Annotated in this window: 15 protein-coding genes; 4 read left to right on the top strand and 11 right to left on the bottom strand. The window is 59.1% G+C overall.

Translation table 11 applies throughout. The features are described from left to right. Positions 1–313: 313 nt before the first annotated feature. The 4 genes from HBA49_RS00835 (at position 314) to HBA49_RS00820 (ending at position 5,040) form a co-directional block, all read left to right on the top strand. On the top strand, positions 314–1,435 hold the full coding sequence (locus HBA49_RS00835) for a ferredoxin reductase domain-containing protein (RefSeq protein ID WP_005525020.1): 1,122 nt from the start codon (positions 314–316) through the stop codon (positions 1,433–1,435). Between the two features lie 219 nt (positions 1,436–1,654). Beyond that, positions 1,655–1,912 (top strand): hypothetical protein, encoded by a 258-nt coding sequence (locus HBA49_RS00830; protein WP_005522781.1) that lies wholly within the window; start codon positions 1,655–1,657, stop codon positions 1,910–1,912. Continuing rightward, positions 1,900–3,165, top strand: coding sequence for an alpha/beta hydrolase (locus HBA49_RS00825; RefSeq protein WP_005524808.1), 1,266 nt, complete (start codon positions 1,900–1,902; stop codon positions 3,163–3,165). Before HBA49_RS00830 ends, HBA49_RS00825 begins: the two co-directional genes overlap by 13 nt. Positions 3,166–3,285: 120 nt before the next feature. Further along, on the top strand, positions 3,286–5,040 hold the full coding sequence (locus HBA49_RS00820) for a hypothetical protein (RefSeq protein ID WP_005525265.1): 1,755 nt from the start codon (positions 3,286–3,288) through the stop codon (positions 5,038–5,040). Here the strand turns inward: HBA49_RS00820 and HBA49_RS00815 are convergent. The 11 genes from HBA49_RS00815 to HBA49_RS00765 all read right to left on the bottom strand — a co-directional run bounded on the left by HBA49_RS00815 (position 5,037) and on the right by HBA49_RS00765 (position 18,214). Then, positions 5,037–5,447 carry a heat shock protein transcriptional repressor HspR gene (locus tag HBA49_RS00815; protein ID WP_005525485.1) on the bottom strand — a complete coding sequence of 137 codons (411 nt, stop codon included), beginning with the start codon at positions 5,445–5,447 and terminating at the stop codon, positions 5,037–5,039. The genes HBA49_RS00820 and HBA49_RS00815 overlap by 4 nt on opposite strands. A gap of 51 nt (positions 5,448–5,498) precedes the next feature. Next, positions 5,499–6,629, bottom strand: coding sequence for a molecular chaperone DnaJ (dnaJ, locus tag HBA49_RS00810; protein ID WP_005522771.1), 1,131 nt, complete (start codon positions 6,627–6,629; stop codon positions 5,499–5,501). A gap of 373 nt (positions 6,630–7,002) precedes the next feature. Then, positions 7,003–9,840 carry a DUF4135 domain-containing protein gene (locus tag HBA49_RS00805; RefSeq protein WP_005525162.1) on the bottom strand — a complete coding sequence of 946 codons (2,838 nt, stop codon included), beginning with the start codon at positions 9,838–9,840 and terminating at the stop codon, positions 7,003–7,005. 14 nt (positions 9,841–9,854) lie between these two features. Next, positions 9,855–10,775 carry an ABC transporter permease gene (locus HBA49_RS00800; protein WP_225866102.1) on the bottom strand — a complete coding sequence of 307 codons (921 nt, stop codon included), beginning with the start codon at positions 10,773–10,775 and terminating at the stop codon, positions 9,855–9,857. Then, entirely contained in the window at positions 10,772–11,692 is a 921-nt protein-coding gene (locus tag HBA49_RS00795; RefSeq protein WP_005524878.1) for an ATP-binding cassette domain-containing protein, read from the bottom strand. The genes HBA49_RS00800 and HBA49_RS00795 overlap by 4 nt, the downstream gene beginning before the upstream one ends. A gap of 6 nt (positions 11,693–11,698) precedes the next feature. Next, complete coding sequence (locus HBA49_RS00790) at positions 11,699–13,819, bottom strand: peptidase domain-containing ABC transporter (RefSeq protein WP_005522766.1); 2,121 nt, start codon at positions 13,817–13,819, stop codon at positions 11,699–11,701. 27 nt (positions 13,820–13,846) lie between these two features. Further along, entirely contained in the window at positions 13,847–16,447 is a 2,601-nt protein-coding gene (locus HBA49_RS00785; RefSeq protein ID WP_005525272.1) for a DUF4135 domain-containing protein, read from the bottom strand. A gap of 116 nt (positions 16,448–16,563) precedes the next feature. After that, entirely contained in the window at positions 16,564–16,731 is a 168-nt protein-coding gene (locus HBA49_RS00780; protein WP_005522764.1) for a hypothetical protein, read from the bottom strand. 61 nt (positions 16,732–16,792) lie between these two features. Further along, entirely contained in the window at positions 16,793–16,960 is a 168-nt protein-coding gene (locus HBA49_RS00775; protein WP_005522762.1) for a class II lanthipeptide, LchA2/BrtA2 family, read from the bottom strand. Between the two features lie 28 nt (positions 16,961–16,988). Further along, positions 16,989–17,162, bottom strand: coding sequence for a lichenicidin alpha family lanthipeptide (locus HBA49_RS00770; protein ID WP_005522761.1), 174 nt, complete (start codon positions 17,160–17,162; stop codon positions 16,989–16,991). Between the two features lie 857 nt (positions 17,163–18,019). Further along, on the bottom strand, positions 18,020–18,214 hold the full coding sequence (locus HBA49_RS00765; protein ID WP_005525452.1) for a helix-turn-helix domain-containing protein: 195 nt from the start codon (positions 18,212–18,214) through the stop codon (positions 18,020–18,022). Positions 18,215–18,222: the final 8 nt, after the last annotated feature.

The raw sequence follows: 18,222 nt of genomic DNA, 5'->3' as shown, positions 1-18,222 counted from the left end.
GCATATATTTTGTTCACTGACCTATAATTTATGCGATTTCTATAGCCCATTACAACCATGGCCAGAACCGGCGTCGACAAGCAAATTAATCACAGACCGACTGCCGCATGCCCCACACCGTTTTCAGTAAATCATCAAACCATCAATAGTGCTGGCACGCTGGCATTATGATTATTTCCAATAACAACAATGCTTTTTGCGGGTTCCCTTTTAATAAATCTTCTACTTTTTAAAATTCGAGTTTATCGCTTATTTCAGAACCAAAAGTCACGCATTATTTTTTAAACCACTACAAATGGTTAGAATATTAAATGTGACGATAACTACCCCACCAAACCAAGTAGCCGACCAGCTACGATTGATCGGCGACGGTTTTTCCCGTGAGGTATTCACTACATATTTCCGCTATGTTCCCGATGCCCAATTAATCGTAAGCCCTGATTATCCGCTCGGGGACGCATTAGTGGGACTATTTCACGGCTCAGATAATGAGGGCAATCTCTACCCGGAAACCATCGAACACTTGCGCGATGTTACAGAGATTTTAGCTGCCCATGGTTTCCGCCGCTACCGGCCACTAGCGGATGCGATTTCGCCGGTGCTGGATCGGTATTGCCTCGACATCAGCGCCTACGATGTGTTCATTATCAAACGAGCCGTGCGACAGGCCGCCGAGGTCATGGACGAAGCAGCCGCATTATGTCCCTTCCACCCGGTCATTGGGCAAATTGTCGAGGTGGAAAAACGCTGCCGCAATATTGCGGTGGTGCGGCTCATCGTGGACACCCCCATCGAATACGAGCCCGGCCAGTATTTGAGCGTCAACACCGACTATTCGGGCGGCCGGTGGACCAATCTAAGCCCCAGCATCCCCTGTAACGATGCTGGCCAGATCGAGTTTCACGTACACGCGCCGTCACTGCTGTCTACCGCCCGGCAGGGGGACCGCATCCGCATTGCCGCGGCCGGCGGCGGCTACAACCTGGACTACGACCAAGACATGCTGCTCATTGCGCACGGCACTGGCCTGGCGGAGGCCCGCGCAATCATCGTGGACATGCTCATGAAGGGCCGCACCCCACACACCCACCTATTTTTGAGCGCGGACTATCCCGGTGAGCTCTATGAGCTGCAAGGCCTGTGGCAGCTGGCCAGCACCGCACCATGGCTGTTTATTCAACCGGTAGTCACCCACGAATCCGACGCCTGGTGGGTGGGCGCTACCGAATCATCCCAGCCACCGCGGGGCCTGCACCTCACCCAGGTGGGTGACGTGGGCACCATTGTGGCTAGTTTCGGCACGTGGCTGGGCCACCAGATCATCATTACGGGGCCGAAAAAGCTGGTGGCGCGCACCAAAAAGAAGCTACTGACCCGGGGCACCCCCGAAGAACTCATCCAAACCCAAAACTATCAGAGCGCCTATTTTATTTAGGGTTTTCCACTAAACGCTTGTCGACGCCGTAAGCAGCCCAAAAGCCGGGCCATAGCGCACCGCCCGACAGCGTCTAGCTATTGTGTTCGAATAGTTTTCCACAGACCCGGTGTGGCGGTAATGGACACAAAATCCCAGGTCGCCGGCGAGGTTTTCCACAAGCCTGAAAATTATTCAGGTGGGGTGGCCGCAGCATAATGGGGCGCGTGGAATAAAGGTATGTCGTTCACATCATTTCACCCCGATGCCCATTTCACCCACGAGCCTGCGACCCCACTGCCCACCCCGGGATTATCGGCCAGCCACACAGCGCAGGCGCTCACCCAGTTCCAGTCCAGGCTCGGGTCGGCGCTCACCCACACGGACGATTCGGTGGCGGATCATCTGACTCAACTGCACCGGTTCATTAGCGACCAAACCCGTATCGACGCCGACACCAGCCAGAGCCTTGGGGGCGGGCGCTCATGTTCCCGCTGAAATCCGAGGAGTTATTTGCCGCAGCAGCGGAGCACCAGAAGTTCGCGCAGGCCGCGACGACGGCTATGAACAGTCAACAGCAGGGGTGGGAAGCAGTGTTTGCCGACTCCCTGTCCGGCCCGGGTTTCGACGCCGGCCGGCGAACCCTGGGAACGCTGGTGGCGGACTATGCGTCGCAGGCACAGAAATCGGCCGACCTGGCCCAGGTGTTGTACCAGACGGGGCTCGCCCAACGGGATCTCGAAAAAGCAGCCGAGAAGGTGAGGCAGGGAGCGAGATCCTTGCTATCGGCAGCTCTTCACCACGGCGCTATCCTTGGCGACAAGGCCATCGACTCGCTTCCAATCTGCTACCAAATTCTTATGTTTCTGCACGGCATCAGTTTGATATTGGACAAGACGTGCGCCCACCAGATCGGTTGTATTGCGGTCGAGCATAATGATCCCCACGGCGTGTACCTGGGGGACGATCTCAGCCTCACCCCGGAACAACTCAACGCCCAAGCGTTCGAACATATTCGGCCCGAGGTGCGCCCATTGGTGGACGACCCCCACATTGCTGGCCAGGATGACCACACGGGGAGAAAGAAACCCCAGGCCATACAGGTTATCAACGGTAAGGCGGCGCTGATTTTCGGCGACCCCACCCAGGCGAAAACGATCGTGACCGTGGTCCAGGGGGTGACGTCCTCCAACCCGGACACGATCGTCACCAACGTGGCCAATGTGTCGGATTTTTACGAGGACCTCAACCGGGGCAAGGGCGATGTGGCGGTGGTCATGTACGACTATGCGGCGCCAAAAGGCATCTTCAGCGGCATCCATCCCGGATACGCGCACAAGGCCGCCAACGATTACCAAAGCTACAAGAAAGCACTCCGCGCAAAATACCCAGACGCCCAGCTCATGGACGTGGGGCACAGCTACGGGTCGGTGCTGCTCGGCACCGCGGCACAACGACCGGGTGGGTTGGAAACCGATGTGCTTATCGACGCAGGCAGTCCCGGGATGAATACCCGATCGACGCGGAACCTTCATCTCAATAGCAGCAACCCCGAAGTGATCTCCTCCCTCAACGACGCCGACCCGGCCCGGATGCTGCACACTCCCGACCTTGGGGTGCACGGCCCGGATCCGACCGACAAACTATTCGGTGCGACGGAGGTGTGGACGGGCACCGGCGGCCACGACTATCTGACCAACCCGGATTTTCGGGCCCACATGCGGGACAAACTCGCCACATATCACCGGTAACCCCTGGGGCTGGTGTGATTACAACGCGGCACTTGCCACCGCTGCTACCTGCGGATACCGCCGAAATAACCCCATAATGCCCACCCATTCAGTCCTATTACTCGACGAAAGGATTTCTTCATGGATTTACGCATTGACTTTGCCTCCCTCACCAGCGCCGCGGGAAATCTCCAGGGCATACTCGATGCCACGGAGCGCTCGTCGACGCTGGCCCAAGGCACGACCCTAGGCGCCGGCTACTCGGGCATGCCGGAGCTGTCGGCATTGGGGGCGGCCCACGGCGCTGTGCTCACCGGCGGTGCCGGCAGCGCCCTCACTATCCTCAAAAACTTTGCCCAGCAAATAGACTGGGGCCGTTATAATCTAGAGCGCAACCATGACCTTTTCGAAAACCACGAATTGGGCTTCGCGCAAGCGTTCACCCACGGTGACCTGGGTGGGGCGGTCCACGCCATCAAGGACCTGGCCACGGCCCGACCCGACGGCGGATTCGGCAACTTCAGCTTCCCCACACCTGCCATCACCCCGAACGCCTCACTTGCCGACGTCATCGCCAAGCTCGCCAGCACTGACACCGGCCAGGCTGCCCAGGCCGGGGAGTCGTGGAACACCATGTCTGCGGAAGCAGCCACCATCGCCACCCAGCTCACCAACACCGCGGCCCAACTCCAGGCCACCAATGACGGTACCGCCGTGGACGCAGCCTGCCGGGTCATCACCGACATGGCCCAGGTGGCCACCCAATTCTCGGCAAACGCCGCCCACATGGCGGCAACCGTCACCTACCTGGCCACCATTCCCGCCGCTTTCACCCCCAGCTTGGTCGCCATGAAAACCGCTACCGACATCATCCAGGACCCGGTGGAGAAAACTGCTACCGAAAAACTCGCCCTTACCCACTTCTACAGCGTGTACGGCCCGGCCATCCAAGCGGCCATACCGGCAACCCGAAACCTCACCCAGCCGCTCCCCGGCAGTGGCGGCGGTGGTGGGGTCGCCGGCATGACCGAGCAGGTGGGGCAGGACTTCCCCACGGTGCAGCAACTACGCCACAGCATGGCCTCCGGGGTAGAGCAAGTGCACCAGCAATATCACCCCAATCCCGCGGGCCAGCGCACGCCACACGCATACGGTTCACCCCCAACCACGCCCCACCAGGGACAATTGGGACAACCGGGACAGATAGGCCCAGCGAACATGCCCGCATCCCCCGGTGGCGGCGGGATATCGCCCCATTACCATCCGGCACCCGGCCACTATGGTGGTCCGGGAACTACAAACGCTCACCAAATAGCCACCGAACGCGCCGCCTATGCCCCGCCCGCGGAAATCACAGGTGCTGGGGCTGCCCACTCCACAAACCCTCTTGGTGGTGGGCAGGCCCCCGCGGCTCCGGGGATAGGTGGTGTGAGTGGTCGGCCGATGCCCACCGGTCATGGCGGGGTCGGGGGCATCGGCGGACTGGGCGGATTACCCGGCGCGCCAAGGCTTGCTACACCGCGCGGCGCGGGTATTGGGGCGTCTGGCAGCGGTGGTGGCCCTCGGGGAGTTAGCTCAAACTTTCGAGAATCGTGCGGTCGTATGGGTAGCGCGGGCGCGGGCGGCACGAGTGCGGCCACCACTGGTCGCGGTGGCGTTGCCGGTGGTGGCGCCATGATGGGTGGGGTCCCACCGGGTGGCCGGGGCTCCCGCGGCGGGGGTAAGCGTCGTAAGGCCACCTGCGGCACCACCGTCAAAGGGGTGTTGCGGAGGGTGGAGCAGACCCAGAATCAGCAGGAACTATTGGGCCCGCGGCCTGCCACCGTTCCCGGGGTGATTGGCCACTGGGTGCGGAAGGCTCCGCAGGAGCGAACCGCAGCAGATTATGGGTGCTAGCTTTGCTTTTTGCGCCTCGACCCCCGCCGAGACTCCCACATCACTACCGCGGTGGAGCGGGGAACGTGCACAATTTCGCCGCGATGCCGGTTGTGTTTGAGTACCTCGTTTTCGGCGCGAGCCTCCTGCAGTTTGGTGCGGAGTTCTTCGTTTTCTTTCTTGAGTTGGATGATGGCCTTAATGCCAGCGAGGTTGACGCCGTCTTCCTGGCTGAGCCGCTGCACGGTGCGGAGCAGCTCGACATCCTCACGGGAGTAGCGGCGGCCACCCCCGCTGGTTCGTTGGGGGGTCACCAACCCCATTCGATCGTATGTTCTGAGAGTCTGGGCGTGCATGCCAGCTAACTCAGCCGCAACCGAGATCACAAAAACCTCGCCCATAGACTCTTGGTTTTTGTTTTTGGACATTGTCGATTTGTTCTCCCTCACATGTTTACTAGTTCGATGGGCCTTTCATGGTCATGACTCATTTCCGGCCCAGGTGGCACGGGGGTCGAATCCCATGTGTTTCTCCGCCTCCATGTAGTTGCGAAGTGCATCTTTCGCATCATCGGTCAGGTCCTTGGGCACCCGTATCTTCACCTTGACGTAGAGGTCGCCGAAGCTACCATCGCGTTTGGGGACGCCCCGACCCCGAACCCGCAGCACCCGGCCGTCGGGGGTGCCGGCAGGGATGCGTACCCGCACCGGTTTTTCCAGGGTGGGCACGCTCACGGTGCCGCCGAGCGCTAGTTCGCCGAACGAGACCGGCACCTCTACCTCCAGGTTGTCGCCGTCCCGGGTGAATACTTTGTCGGGTCGGACGTGAACTGTGACGAATAGATCGCCGGCGGGCGTGCCGTGGGGGCCAGCTTCGCCTTGACCGGCAAGCCGTACTTTCTGCCCATCAACCACGCCGGCAGGGATACGCACGGTGATGGATCGGGAGCGTCGTACCGTACCGGTGCCGCGGCAATCCGGGCAGGGGTCGGTGATGACTTTGCCGGTGCCATCGCAGTCTGGGCAGGGTGCCGAGAACGCGAAGGCGCCCCGGTTTTCGGTAACGTACCCGGTGCCGTTGCAATTTTTGCAGGCGCTGGTGGCACCGGTGCGGGACCCGGAGCCGTGGCAGGCGGCGCAGGGGGCGTCGCCGGTGAGTTGGACCGGTAGTGTGGTGCCTTTGGCTGCCTCGCGGAAATCTAGCGTAATTTCCGTCTCCACGTCGGACCCCCGCGTCGGCCGAGCCGATCGGCGAGTAGCACCCCAAGAACCGCCGAAGATGTCACTAAAACCGCCGGTAGAACGACCTCCTCCAAAAATATCCGAGAAGTCTTGAAAGGATTGGCCGCCGCCGCGAAACCCACCGCCGACACGCAGCATCTCCTTAAACTCGTCGTATTCTTTCCGACGGGTCGGATCGCCCACGACGTCATAGGCTTCAGCGACCTTTTTAAATTTCTCCTCCCGGATCGCGTCGCCCGGGTGGGAATCCGGGTGGTTTTCGCGCGCGAGTTTCCGATAGGCCTTCTTAATGTCTGCATCCGAGGCGCTAGATGTAACACCAAGGTCAGCATAGTAATCTTTGTCTACCCATTCATTCTTGGCGGCCAAGTTTTCCTCCAGTATTATTGCCAGTTATTATCATAGTTGAGTCTAACAGACTAAAGTTTAGCGCATTCCGCGCCATTCACCACCATTGGTTCGCCATGAGCGAACAATTATTCCGAAGTTTTCGAATATACATTCGCTCAACCTTACCGCTAGCATTTCGCTTATCGACGCCCAAGCGGTGGCCGGCCACGCAAAAGTATGACGCCACCGGAATGGGGAACCAGTGGCGTCATAGTCATTCATTCAGATGTGTCATGAGCTCTTCACACCCATGAATCATCGGGGCAACCGGGGATGCCACACCAGGCACGGTCAACCGTGCGGTTGGTGTCGCACCCATGGCCGCCCAGAGCGATGGTAACACTTGCGGAAATCACGCGGTCTTCTGCCATAGAACATTCATTCGTTCGACGGGGTGCCAGGGGGCAGCCACGATCGGGGCGGACAGGAGCAGCTGGCCTACCCCGGCTACCCCACACATGAGGCTGACGGAATAGTTTTCTTTGGTCAGCCCGTCCTCCACCAGGTCGGCGGGAATTGCCTCGTCGATGAGATATCGGGCTCGGTCCAAGATTTCCTCATCGCCGGTCGCCGTGTACAGGCTCATCAGCGATTCGGCGAGGCCGGCAACCCCATGGCACACCGACAGCCCCAGGTGGTCGACTGGTGCTAGTAGTCCAGGCCGAATGGCGCTCAGCAGCGACTCGCCAGCCGCCCGGGTGTCGATGTGATCGCACAAGTGTGCGGCCAGGAACCCGAACCCGGCCATACCGTGACACCAGCCCTGGGAAACGTTCCCGGTGGCATGAATGGCCGCAAGGATAGCCTGAACCTGCTGCTCGACCAGGACTGTGTCCACGGTGGCCCCACACAGGTGGCTGGCCGCAAGGTAGGCGTCAAGGACGCCGGCGGTCGAATGGGCGTAGCCGGCATCGTCGGGGGACTCCGGATAGTTGCGTAACCATTTTCGGGTCACTCGCCTGGTGACGCGGGCGAGTTCCCGCAGGTTGGGCCGAACCTCCGGAAGGTATTCGGCGATTTCGGCGTAGGCGCGCAGCTGGCTGGCCAGCCCATTGATCGCATCCACGTTGATGTCGTCCAGGTTGGCGTTCCGGGCGTGGGTTGCCACCGCGATCGCGCCATTGGCGCACTGGCGGGCAATGTGTTCCCGCCCGCCGGACACCCAACCAATGGCATCGCCGCAGGCCACAGCGGTCAGCAACAGACCGCTGCTGCCGGTGCAGAGCCCGGTAGGATAGTCGGCTCGGGGCGGCTCCGGAGTGGTGGCAGTAACCATGCCCGCAACCGCTTTTTCGAGTAATTGTTCGATTTGGTCGCTAGGCACCCATTGCCGGTAGGAGTGCTGCATGAGGTGCGCCAGGAAGTACAGGGTGCCGGCGCTTCCCCCATAGAAGTCGTCGTTGCTCGGCCCGACCTGCCAGTTTCGGTCGAATTCCTCCCCCACCGTGGCGCTCAAGAAATCGGTGCCGAACACGGCCTCATCGTTCGCGCCAGCGGCCTGCAACACCATGTCGACAATGTGGGACACGAGTTTCGAACGGGGATGCGACATGTTGCGGGCACTGTCGGTAGCAGCGTGGATGCGGTTCTCCGGGTAGCGGCCCACGAACGACGTTTCGAGCCACCGGCACTGTTCGGCTAGCCCACTGGCGGTGGCGTCGGCAAGCTTCGACTCCAGGTGTGCCGCCGGGGACGCCGATGCCACCGGTTTTTCCTGGGGGAACGGCAGCGGCGCACCGTCCCCCAGGACCACCTCCGTATCCGTCATGCCCATGGTGAACAGGGGAATCTCGTCGTTCATGAGGCCGGCCCACTCCGACCGCCACACGCCATCGTTCCCCCACAGGCTGATTTGCGCACAGGCTAGCGTGAACAGGAACGGGTCGTCCGCAATGGCAGGATGCCCGGCGGTGGCAAGCACCTGCGCGTACCGGAATGTCGGCGTGAGCACCACCCGGGTACGAATCCCCCGCGCCGCAGCCACGATCTGCTGCACCTCATCGAGCTTGTCGACGATTCGCTGTGCGGTGTCGATAAAGGCCGATTTCACCTGGTCTTTCACCCGATCAATCTCGGGGATGGTGGTGCCCAGGAACACCGTGCCCTCCGGGTCGGCGGGCAGGGTGTCCTCCTTGATGAAGGTGCGGGAGCCGTCGTCAAGCGTGCGCACCATAAACGAGGGGAACGGATGCCGGGCCCCAGGGGTGGGGCGGCTGCGAACCAGACCCACATCAATCGAATCGGGACCGTAGCCGATCCGATACGGCAGCACCCCCATCGGCAGCACCGAGTTGGCCCACCGACGATTATTGGGCGCCATCAGGAACGAAAACTCGGGCTGGAAGAATGTTTCCAGGTCGATGAGCCGCGGAGTGTTGCCAACCGTAATGAAGTTTTCATTGTGCAAGTCGTTGGCATTAAACAGATAGCCCACGGCCGCCCAGGCGCCGACAGCGGCATAAAACTCGGCCTCATCGGTCACGCCCGGTCCGGCGGTCAAAAACTCGCTCCACCCATGATCCCCCATGTCGAAGGCGTGCGGCGGTTCGGGCGCACCCACCAGCCGACAAATGTCAGCAATAACCTGGTCGGTGGCCATGGAGTGGGGCCGGTAGATGAGCTGACGATCCGCGAATTCCACGCGGGCAACAGTCTGCTGCCGCGAATGGGCATCCCCCAATCCTAAAACCACCCGGTTTGGGGTGTCCGGCAGTTCTTCGGCGATGCGCTGCTCCAGGCGGGCCGCGGCCGCACCAACATGCCGGTGGGCCATCACCAGCCGAATCGCCAACGCCGAATTGCTACGAACCCGATATTTGGAGGCGACTGCTAGGTCGTTGTACCAGCGGCCGGCAATCTGGGCCACCACATTGCGCCATTGCCCGCCTGCGGCATCCGCCACCACCTCGCTCTGCGGCCACTCCCCCACCTCGTCGATTTTCAGCAATTGGTCGTGCATGGCTGCGGCGAAGTCGGCGCGCGACAGATTGCCAGCAATGATGCGCCCCAAACAGTCGGACACGGCATCGGAAGCTGCCCGCCGGAGTTCAATAGGAATCTGAGTCAAAAAGTCCGCCGTTCGATTGCGCACTTCTGAAACGAAACGTTCTGGGGGAATATCCCGTACTGGCCCGGCGACGGACCGCAGGCGAGCAAGGAGCTTATCGGCGATTGCACGTTCGAGAGTCATGATCCACGCGCCCCCTACTCGTCCCGGGTCATCTTGGACTTATTGAAAGCGATAGCCAGCGCTGCCAAGCCAATCGTCACCACCAAGAAGTACCCAACGCTTACGGTGGAATTCCACATGAACCATTCCATCGGCGGATTTTCGAACACCCGTGTGCCGTTCTTGAACGGAAGCAGGCTATAAAGAATCCGGGTGGATTCGTCCGCGCCATTCAGCATGCCCTCAATCACCAACACCCACATGAACAACATGGTGAGCGCGGAAGACAAGTTATTGGTGAAAATGGCCACCGCAACCCCGAACGCAACAGTGCCAACGGCAATGATCGTAATCATCACGCCCAGCTTCAGGTACTCCGCGGCGCTCGCGCCAACGAACCGCTGCCACGGCTGATCGGTAAGTGCCAGGCTGCCCAACGTGACCGCGGTGGATAACACTGCCATGACCATCATGGATGCGATAGCAATGATGGTTAACCACACCCATTTGGCCACCCAGATCGCAAACCTATTGGGCAGGCTTAACAGTTTCAGCTTGGCAAACCCGGTGCGTTCCTCACGCAGCAGGTAGCGGGCAATCCAAATGAACAGGCCGTACATGGCGAATTGGAATACTCCGCTGATGGCGGCCCGCGCCGAGGGGGCGGCATCCTCACCACCATAGCGGATCACCAAATTACTTGAGGCCGCCGACCAAGCCACCGTAATCACAGTGGTGAACAGAAGAATGTAGAAGCCGGCGGCATCAAATCTTAGCTGGGACCATTCTCCACGCAGGGCACGCAACAGTGGAGGCTGGGTGGCGGCAAATGCCGAGGCATGCGCAGGCTTCGACGGGTGCGGCATTGGGTGGGCCGCCGGATGCACCGACGATCGGCGAATGGATCGGGTGGCGGTGCGGGAAGTGATGCGGGAGGCAGAGTGAGTTGTGCTCATTGAAATTCAACCTGTCCTTCAGAAATTTGTTCGAATGCTTCGGCAAGGGTGATACGGGAAACCGTAAGATGCGTCAAATCCACCTCGGCAATTCGCGCAGCGATAGACACATCCTCTGGGGGCACATTGACCTGGACTTTTCCATCGGCCAATGGGGTGATCTCCAGGCCCGTGTACATCGCATGCAGTTGGGACGCAATGAGATCATTGGCGTAGGAAGCAAACACAGTATGCCGGGCACCTCCGGTGAGTTCGGCGAGCGACCCTTCCCACAGGGTTTTGCCCTTGCCCAAAATGACTACCCGGGAGGCAATCAGTTCGGAGTCGGCAAGAAAATGGCTGGAAAGCAGCGTGGTCCCCCCGGCCTGAGTGTGGGATTCCAACAAGTCATTGAGCCAGCGCATGCCGGCCGGGTCCAGGCCGTTAACCGGCTCATCCAGGATGAGCAGATCCGGGTCCCCCAGCAGGGCAGCAGCAATGCCGCAGCGTTGGCGCATGCCCAGTGAAAAGTCGGAAACCTTGCGGCCGGCCACGCTGGTGAGCCCACACATTTCGAGGCAGTTGGCAACCCTACGGCGATGGATGCCAGCCAGGTCAGCGAGAACCCGCAGGTTTTGTTCCGCGGTGAGGGCGGTATCCAACCAGGTGGCGTCGAGAAGCGCCCCAATGGTGTGTTTGGGGTCGGAGAGCTGACTGTAGTGCCGGCCCATGATGGTGATGTCGCCCTTGTCGATAGTGTCTAGACCACAGATCATGCGCAGGAGGGTAGATTTGCCGGCACCATTTGGCCCGGCAAGCAGGGTGACTTGGCCTTCCTGAACATCGAATGATACGTCATCAATGACCTGGTGCGATCCGTAGCGTTTGTACAGATGGGAAACGGAAATTTTGGTTGCAGTTGTTGTTGCAGTTGTCATAGGTTGTTAACCTCGGCTCTCCATCAAGTTTTTGAGATAATCGGGAGACTCGGTGACGATGGTGCCGTCCTCGGTAAAGCGGAGAACGGTGTCATCGGGTCCAGCCGCAGTGGGTCGGTGCGCAATGCTGATCAGGGTCATATTCAAATCGCGGAGAGCAGCGGTGATGGCACGTTCCGTTGGCACGTCGACGGCGCTGGTGGCCTCATCCAGCACAAGGAGCGATGGTTTGCCGGCGATTGCTCGACTGAGGGCGAACCGTTGCCGCTGGCCGCCGGAGAAGGCGCTACCCATGTCACCAACGGGGGTGCTCAATTTGAGGGGGAGTTCCCGCACAACGGAGTCCATTTGGGTGATCTTGAGGGCCGCCCAAATTTCTTTGTCGGAAATGTCTCGACCAAAGGCGATATTATCCCGGATTGTGCCTGAGACCAGGTAGTTTTCCTGGGGGGCAAAGCCAATGTGACGAGCACGCGCTTCTGGTGACATATCAGCAACATCTATGCCATTGATTCGAATACTACCTGACGAGGGTTGCACCAACCCCGTAATGAGTCGGGCAAACGTGGACTTGCCGCTGCCTGATGCGCCAACGATGGTGTTGTGGGTTCCGCACCGGATGCTGAAGTCCAGTTTGTCCAGGGAATTCTTTGCCGCCCCTGGATAATGGTAGGAGGCCTGGTGGGTGGTGATGGGGGTAGCACAACCGGGGTCCTCGGTGCCAATAGGATCTTGTTGCATGTGCAGCAGGTCATCCACCCGGTCGATGGAAGCCTGCACGCCGGCCAGTCCGGTGACCCCGGTAAACACCTGGGAGATGGCGGAGATGAACACCGAGAACAGTCCGCTGGAGGCAACGACGGCCCCCAGGTCGGACACCGAGTCGGGGAACAGGGTGGACAGCACCAGGGGAATGAGCGGCCCAAACACGGTCAACGCCATGGTGGTGGCGCCGCCGATGCCAGACCACACGGCCTTCTTCGTGGTGGCGCTGAGGAAGCGTTCGTTGGCCACAGACCATTTGTCAAAGAAGGAATCCATGCTATTAGTCATCCGAATGGGCGTCATAGTGACAATAATTTCCAGCTGTTGGCTGGAAAGGGCGCCACCGGCAGACGCCTCCTCACTACCGTATTGGGTGATTTTAGCCACAGTAAGGGTGAAAACCCCGATGAGCAGGAAGAACACCAACACCAGCACGAGGGCCATGAGCGGCCAGAGGAAGGCGACCACCCCCAGGAGGGTGATGGCGGTGAGCGCATTAAACGCGGTGGTGACGCCGTTGGTGAACAGTCCGGTGGAAACCATAGAAACCGACCCCAACGAATACATCATTTCCCCAGGTGAGTGCGTGGAAAACGACTCCAGCTTCGCCCCCATATTGCGGCGGATGCCCTCGATGCTGAGTTCCCTGGAGGTCACCTTGAGCAGCAGGGCCTCGACAAGTGTTCGGCCCACCGCCAGGCCAATGAAGGTGACGATCGCCGCCGCCAGCATAAGCGCTGTGGCCTGGGTGGGGGCGGCGGATTTGCCCTGCAGCGAGTTGACCAGTGCAGAGATCACGAGCGGCGCGCCCCCGGAGGCGGCAAGCAGGGTGAGGCTGAGGGCGAAAACACCCAGCAGCAGCCAGGGCCGAGAAACAAGGGTTCGTTTCACGATGCGCAGCGAGGGGGAGGTGCGCAGGTCGCGGCACATGAGTCGGGCACGCCGGAAGGCGGTACTCATGCCGGAGTCGGGCATGATCCACCAGGTGCGACCGATCTTACGGATCGCATCCTCGCGGCTCATTTTGACGCGGCCGCGGCCGGGGTCGGCGAGCCGCACCCATCGGGAGTCGACGCTTTCGACAAGGCAGAAGTGGTCACCGTCAACATGAACCATAACCTGTTTCCCCTGTTTGAGGGCCTCACCGATGACCCGGACCCGCCCTTTGTGTTGGAAGGATGGGACATTGAAGTCGAGCAGGAGGAACCGGATGGCGGTGGTGGACATGCCGTCCCGACCAACCTCGTATTGGGTGCGAAGCCGGTGCAGGTCGGTGTCGATGCCCAGCCGACGCAGGATCATTGCGGCGCACGCCAGGCCGCATTCGGCGGAGCGCGATTGCAGAAATAATTGGTACTTCATACGAATTTCTTCCCTTTCATCGCGGCTCTAGTTTCCGGCAAAGAGCGGCCGAATCGACCCATGGTTTTCGGGGTAGAGCGCATGGTAGGTGCCACCAAGGCCGTTGAGATACCCCATGTCATGGATGTTGTTGGGGTATCCGAAGCAGATGGGGGCGGTGAGCGCAATATGCTCCACATAGGCATGGAATTTGTCGACAGTCTTCGGGTCGGCGTACCCAAAATCACGCAATAATTGCAGGGTGCTCAGCGCGCCGGCCAGGCCATGGCAGAGGGACACGTCGATACCAGCTTGGTCATTGTCGCTGGTGAGTTCGGTGGTTTTCACCTGGGTGGCGGTCAAATAAGTGTCGACCAGACCCGGATAGTGGGACAGGTACCCGGTGATGGCGAGGGCACCGGCGATACCGGAGGCACCGTTGCACCAGGCCAAGCCATTAGTGATATTCGGGTCGGTAAGCATGGTGAGCGCGGTTTTGGCGATGCCGTCGGCGATAGTGTCCATGCTGCGCCGAATGGTGTCGGGTACGACCAAGTTTCGGGCGCTGCTGAATTCCACGAGCCCGTGCGCGCCCAGCAGCAGGCCTGCGGCACCGTGGGCAATGCCGGCATTGGTTTCGGGTTGGGCGGCTTGCAGCTGGTGCCCAATGAACGTCATGGCGCTCTTCACGATCGGCTGCGGGTTCACATCGGCGGTGACGTGCGCCAATGCGGCAAGCGCCGCGTCAATGCCGCCGAGGAAATCAGTGGTGGTGCCCATCGAGTCCATCACACCGGGCAGCTTGTCGACGATCGTAGCGTCGCCAGCCGCTTTCTGGGTGACAAGCAGCGAGGTTCCGGGGCCGAATCCCACGAAGTTTGCTGGGACTTCGGGGGCTTCCCGCACGAATTCCTCCCACCGGTTTTGTAACTCGTCTGCGTCACTGAGCGCCCAGGAGGTGCCGTCGCTCATGAGGAAGGAAATGGACTGAGCCTCAATGGTGAGATCTTCGTCACCGATACCGAAGCAGAGCCACCGATCACCCCCAGAGTCGGGTAGCGCAGTTGATTTTTTCAAAATCTCTTGTCGCATGTCTGGCTCGGTGACTCGCGCAACCGTATCGAGTGGCTGGTGGAGGGTCAGAGCGTGGGCGTTGGCGTCGAGAACCTGCGCGTAGGCCGGTCCAGCAATGCTGGTGAAGTCGGCCAACCTACTGCTGGGCAGGGAGAACCGGTCGGTGAAGGAGGCCTGGCCCACGTGATGTCCAGCACCGTCATAGACTTTTCCGGTGGCATCCATCTGGAAGAACGGCACATCGCCATCGGCAAGCTGTAGTCGTTCCTGCACGCCGATGGTGGGACCGTCGACCATACCGCGCGGCCCCTTGTCCAGTAGCGTGAGCGGATCATCCAGGCCAGCGAGGGCTGCCGGCATGAGTGATGCCTCCAGGAAGGACTGATAGGTGCCGGTGGCTCGCAGTACCTGGCGCCAACGCAAGACGCGTTCCATATCCCGAACATAGGCAGCCAGGGTAGGCGATAATGCTGCCTGCACCCGAGCCTTTTCGAAGCTTTCGATGAGGATCCCCATGGCCTGAGCCGGATCGATATTTTGCAGATCCGCAACGATCGGCGGCCGGGGGTGCTGGTAACTGACCCGCAGGAAGGCCACGGCGTCGGTGCCGGAATCGGTGACAGCATGTTTCACGCATGTCGCGGTCTTTTCATGAGGGAAGAAGTTTAATCCAGAGAAGTGCCGCCAGAACTCGCTACGGGAGAGCACGGTGGGTAGCATGCCGGAGGCCAACACGTCGGTCGCGTCAAGGTTCAGGCCGGCTGGAAGCCGAAATTGGAGAGCGGTTTCACCATCAATGATGGTAGGAAGCCCGGCCGAGGAGCAGCAAATATTGTCGACGTGCAGGTCGGTAGTGCCCAGAATATGGCAGGCGGCCAGCAGCGTGCCGGCGGCCCGCATATAGGCGGGGACATCGACCACGCCGGTGGCCGGCGGGCTAATGAAGAGCTGCCAACAGTAGTCCCCAATGTCAATGGTCGGCGCTACCAGAGAGAATGGGGCCGCACCCAGGTGGCGACATGCCATATCGATGGCGATTTCCCCCATGCCGCTGCGGGGCTTGTACACGACCACAGCCGAGTCGGTAGTGACGACGATGGCGGTGCGGCCATGGTTGTGGGTTTCTTCGCCATGAAAGCCCAGGGAAACGATGGTGTCGTCCGCCTTGACGTTCAGCATGGCCAGATGGGGACGGTCCTCATAGAAACGTTTGACGGCCTCAACAACTGCGTCGACGCTATAGGAGAACACTCTTTCTTGCAGCTGGCCAAGCTTGGGGAACCGGTCATTCACCAAGGCGGTGCGTTGGGTGGGGTCGAGGAGGAGCCTATTGAATTCATCATAGGCAGCGCTGGATTCGGCATTATCAGGATAACCTGTGGTTTCCCGCCATGCGTGAAAGGCATCGATAAGCGCACGCTGGGCGAATTCTGCGCTTCGTGACAGGAACCAGTTATTGGCGTCATCAATGAGTGTACCGGTCACGGGGAGATCGGCGGAGGTAAGGCGGTTGAGCAACGTTTTCTTAAACGATTTACTCAACACATGATAGTAATTGGGAAATTCGGAATGCATGCTTAATCCCTTTAAGTCTGTTGTTATGTATTTGAGGATAGAAAAAGGGCCCAGTTACCTAGAGCGGAAGTAACTGGGCCCTTAATGGTGGTGGCTTGCGCCCTCGAAGCAGGAAACTACTGCTTGCGGGCAGATTTCCTAGCCAATAAGTAGCCGCAGATTCCAAAGAATGCGGAGAGCGCTCCCATCATGTAGTTGCCTTGGCCGAGGGACAAAGCAACCGCGACGCCAAGCGCCAAGCCAATGGTCGTGTATGCCCATTCTTGTTTGGTATATTTCTTCATGGTTTTTCTCCTTCAGATTCTCAGGATTGCAGCAGTTTCCGTGGAACACCAAGCCTACTCTTTAGCACCGCCGGCTGCACCGGGTAGTGGGGCACAAAGCGATGGAAATGGGGATGAGGGTGCTGGGGTGAGTGCCGCCGTCGACGGCTTCTTCGTTTTCGATCATGGCTCGCAGCTCATCCTGCGAGTAGTTCTGGACACGATCGTGGTTGGAGGGTTGCTGGTTCATAGTGAAAACCTCTTTCTTGGGTGTTGTGTTAGTTGCAGGAGGGCATGCACTCTTTGGTGATGGTGCACCAGCGCCCGTTGTTTCCAAGCAGGCGGCTGAGGCCGAACATTTCCGGTTCCAGCTCTTTGATGATTTGGGCTTCGAGCTCTTTGTCGAGCTCATCGAGGATTGTGCTGTCAAGCACGGCCGTGGAGGCGTTCATGAGAGATTCCTTCAAGTATCTCGGGAGTGAATGGTTTTTGTATGTCACGACTATTGGTGACCGTGACGGCTCGCTTTTTACAGGCCTGACAATGCGCCACGAGCCGAGGGATGAAGACTGTCAGTTTTCTTAGGAATTACCTACCTCATTGAATCTTAGTCAAGAAGTATTGGTAATCATTCTGCGATTCTTTCTTAGGTTTCGCACTGATCTGCTCCTTTCCGGTGTTTCTGTTGTTGTTTTCTTGATCTGATTTCGATAATAACGAACGTGACAATCAATGTCCATAGCAGATTTGATATATATCAGTTCTGCTATATCTTTGGGGGTAATTTAGGCCGATTACAAGCCGTTGAGCAGGTATTTTTCGCAGAGCACTAGGGGTAACCATATAGGGGTAGTTGACAGGCGCACATACTATCGGGGGCTTTTTTCGGCAATATCAGCAGAAGTGCAGCACAACATTATGGCTGTATCACTTTTGCTAGCACCCCGCGGCAAGATGGGTCGAAACCGGGTTAAAAATCCTTAAATTTTACTAAACTTGAGTTTAAAACTCCCCGCTAAAGGGAATAATACTACTCCAAATTTGCACTAATGAGCAAGCAATAGCGCAGATATCTTATAGTAAGATTCAATTTCTATTGCATGAATTTACCTAGAGTATTTTCTAGCACGAAAGGTTGCAATGGATCCCATATCCCCTCGTTAGTAGCAATTTATCTACTATCGCCACAAGCATAGAAAAGTAGAAGAGGTGCTAATTATGGTTTTGGGTTCCGAGGTTCTCGCATCGCAGCCGCTAGCCGTGGGTTTCTTCACCGATCGTTAAGCTTGGCGAGCTGGATTAGTGGTGGTTATTCGGCGGTAAAGAGGTCGCCAGGTTGGCAGTCGAGGGCGTCGCAAAGCGCCACAAGCGTGGTAAATCGTACGGCTTTGGCGCGGTTATTCTTGAGCACGGACAGGTTAGCGACGGTGACCCCAACCTGGTCAGCGAGGGCGGCAAGCGTCATTTCGCGTTCGGCCAGGAGTTGGTCGAGGTGGCAGACCACTCTTTGTA

The sequence above is a fragment of the Corynebacterium matruchotii genome, assembly GCF_011612265.2.
Taxonomy (GTDB): Bacteria; Actinomycetota; Actinomycetes; order Mycobacteriales; family Mycobacteriaceae; genus Corynebacterium; species Corynebacterium matruchotii.
This window is presented reverse-complemented; position numbering and strand designations above follow the sequence as displayed.

Excerpts from the sequence above, each read along its gene's own strand:
- HBA49_RS00830 (WP_005522781.1), top strand. The coding sequence starts at position 1,655 with ATGTCGTTCACATCATTTCACCCCGATGCCCATTTCACCCACGAGCCT.
- HBA49_RS00825 (WP_005524808.1), top strand. The coding sequence starts at position 1,900 with ATGTTCCCGCTGAAATCCGAGGAGTTATTTGCCGCAGCAGCGGAGCAC.
- HBA49_RS00820 (WP_005525265.1), top strand. The coding sequence starts at position 3,286 with ATGGATTTACGCATTGACTTTGCCTCCCTCACCAGCGCCGCGGGAAAT.
- HBA49_RS00815 (WP_005525485.1), bottom strand. The coding sequence starts at position 5,447 with ATGTCCAAAAACAAAAACCAAGAGTCTATGGGCGAGGTTTTTGTGATC.
- HBA49_RS00805 (WP_005525162.1), bottom strand. The coding sequence starts at position 9,840 with ATGACTCTCGAACGTGCAATCGCCGATAAGCTCCTTGCTCGCCTGCGG.
- HBA49_RS00800 (WP_225866102.1), bottom strand. The coding sequence starts at position 10,775 with ATGAGCACAACTCACTCTGCCTCCCGCATCACTTCCCGCACCGCCACC.
- HBA49_RS00795 (WP_005524878.1), bottom strand. The coding sequence starts at position 11,692 with ATGACAACTGCAACAACAACTGCAACCAAAATTTCCGTTTCCCATCTG.
- HBA49_RS00790 (WP_005522766.1), bottom strand. The coding sequence starts at position 13,819 with ATGAAGTACCAATTATTTCTGCAATCGCGCTCCGCCGAATGCGGCCTG.
- HBA49_RS00785 (WP_005525272.1), bottom strand. The coding sequence starts at position 16,447 with ATGCATTCCGAATTTCCCAATTACTATCATGTGTTGAGTAAATCGTTT.
- HBA49_RS00780 (WP_005522764.1), bottom strand. The coding sequence starts at position 16,731 with ATGAAGAAATATACCAAACAAGAATGGGCATACACGACCATTGGCTTG.
- HBA49_RS00775 (WP_005522762.1), bottom strand. The coding sequence starts at position 16,960 with ATGAACCAGCAACCCTCCAACCACGATCGTGTCCAGAACTACTCGCAG.
- HBA49_RS00770 (WP_005522761.1), bottom strand. The coding sequence starts at position 17,162 with ATGAACGCCTCCACGGCCGTGCTTGACAGCACAATCCTCGATGAGCTC.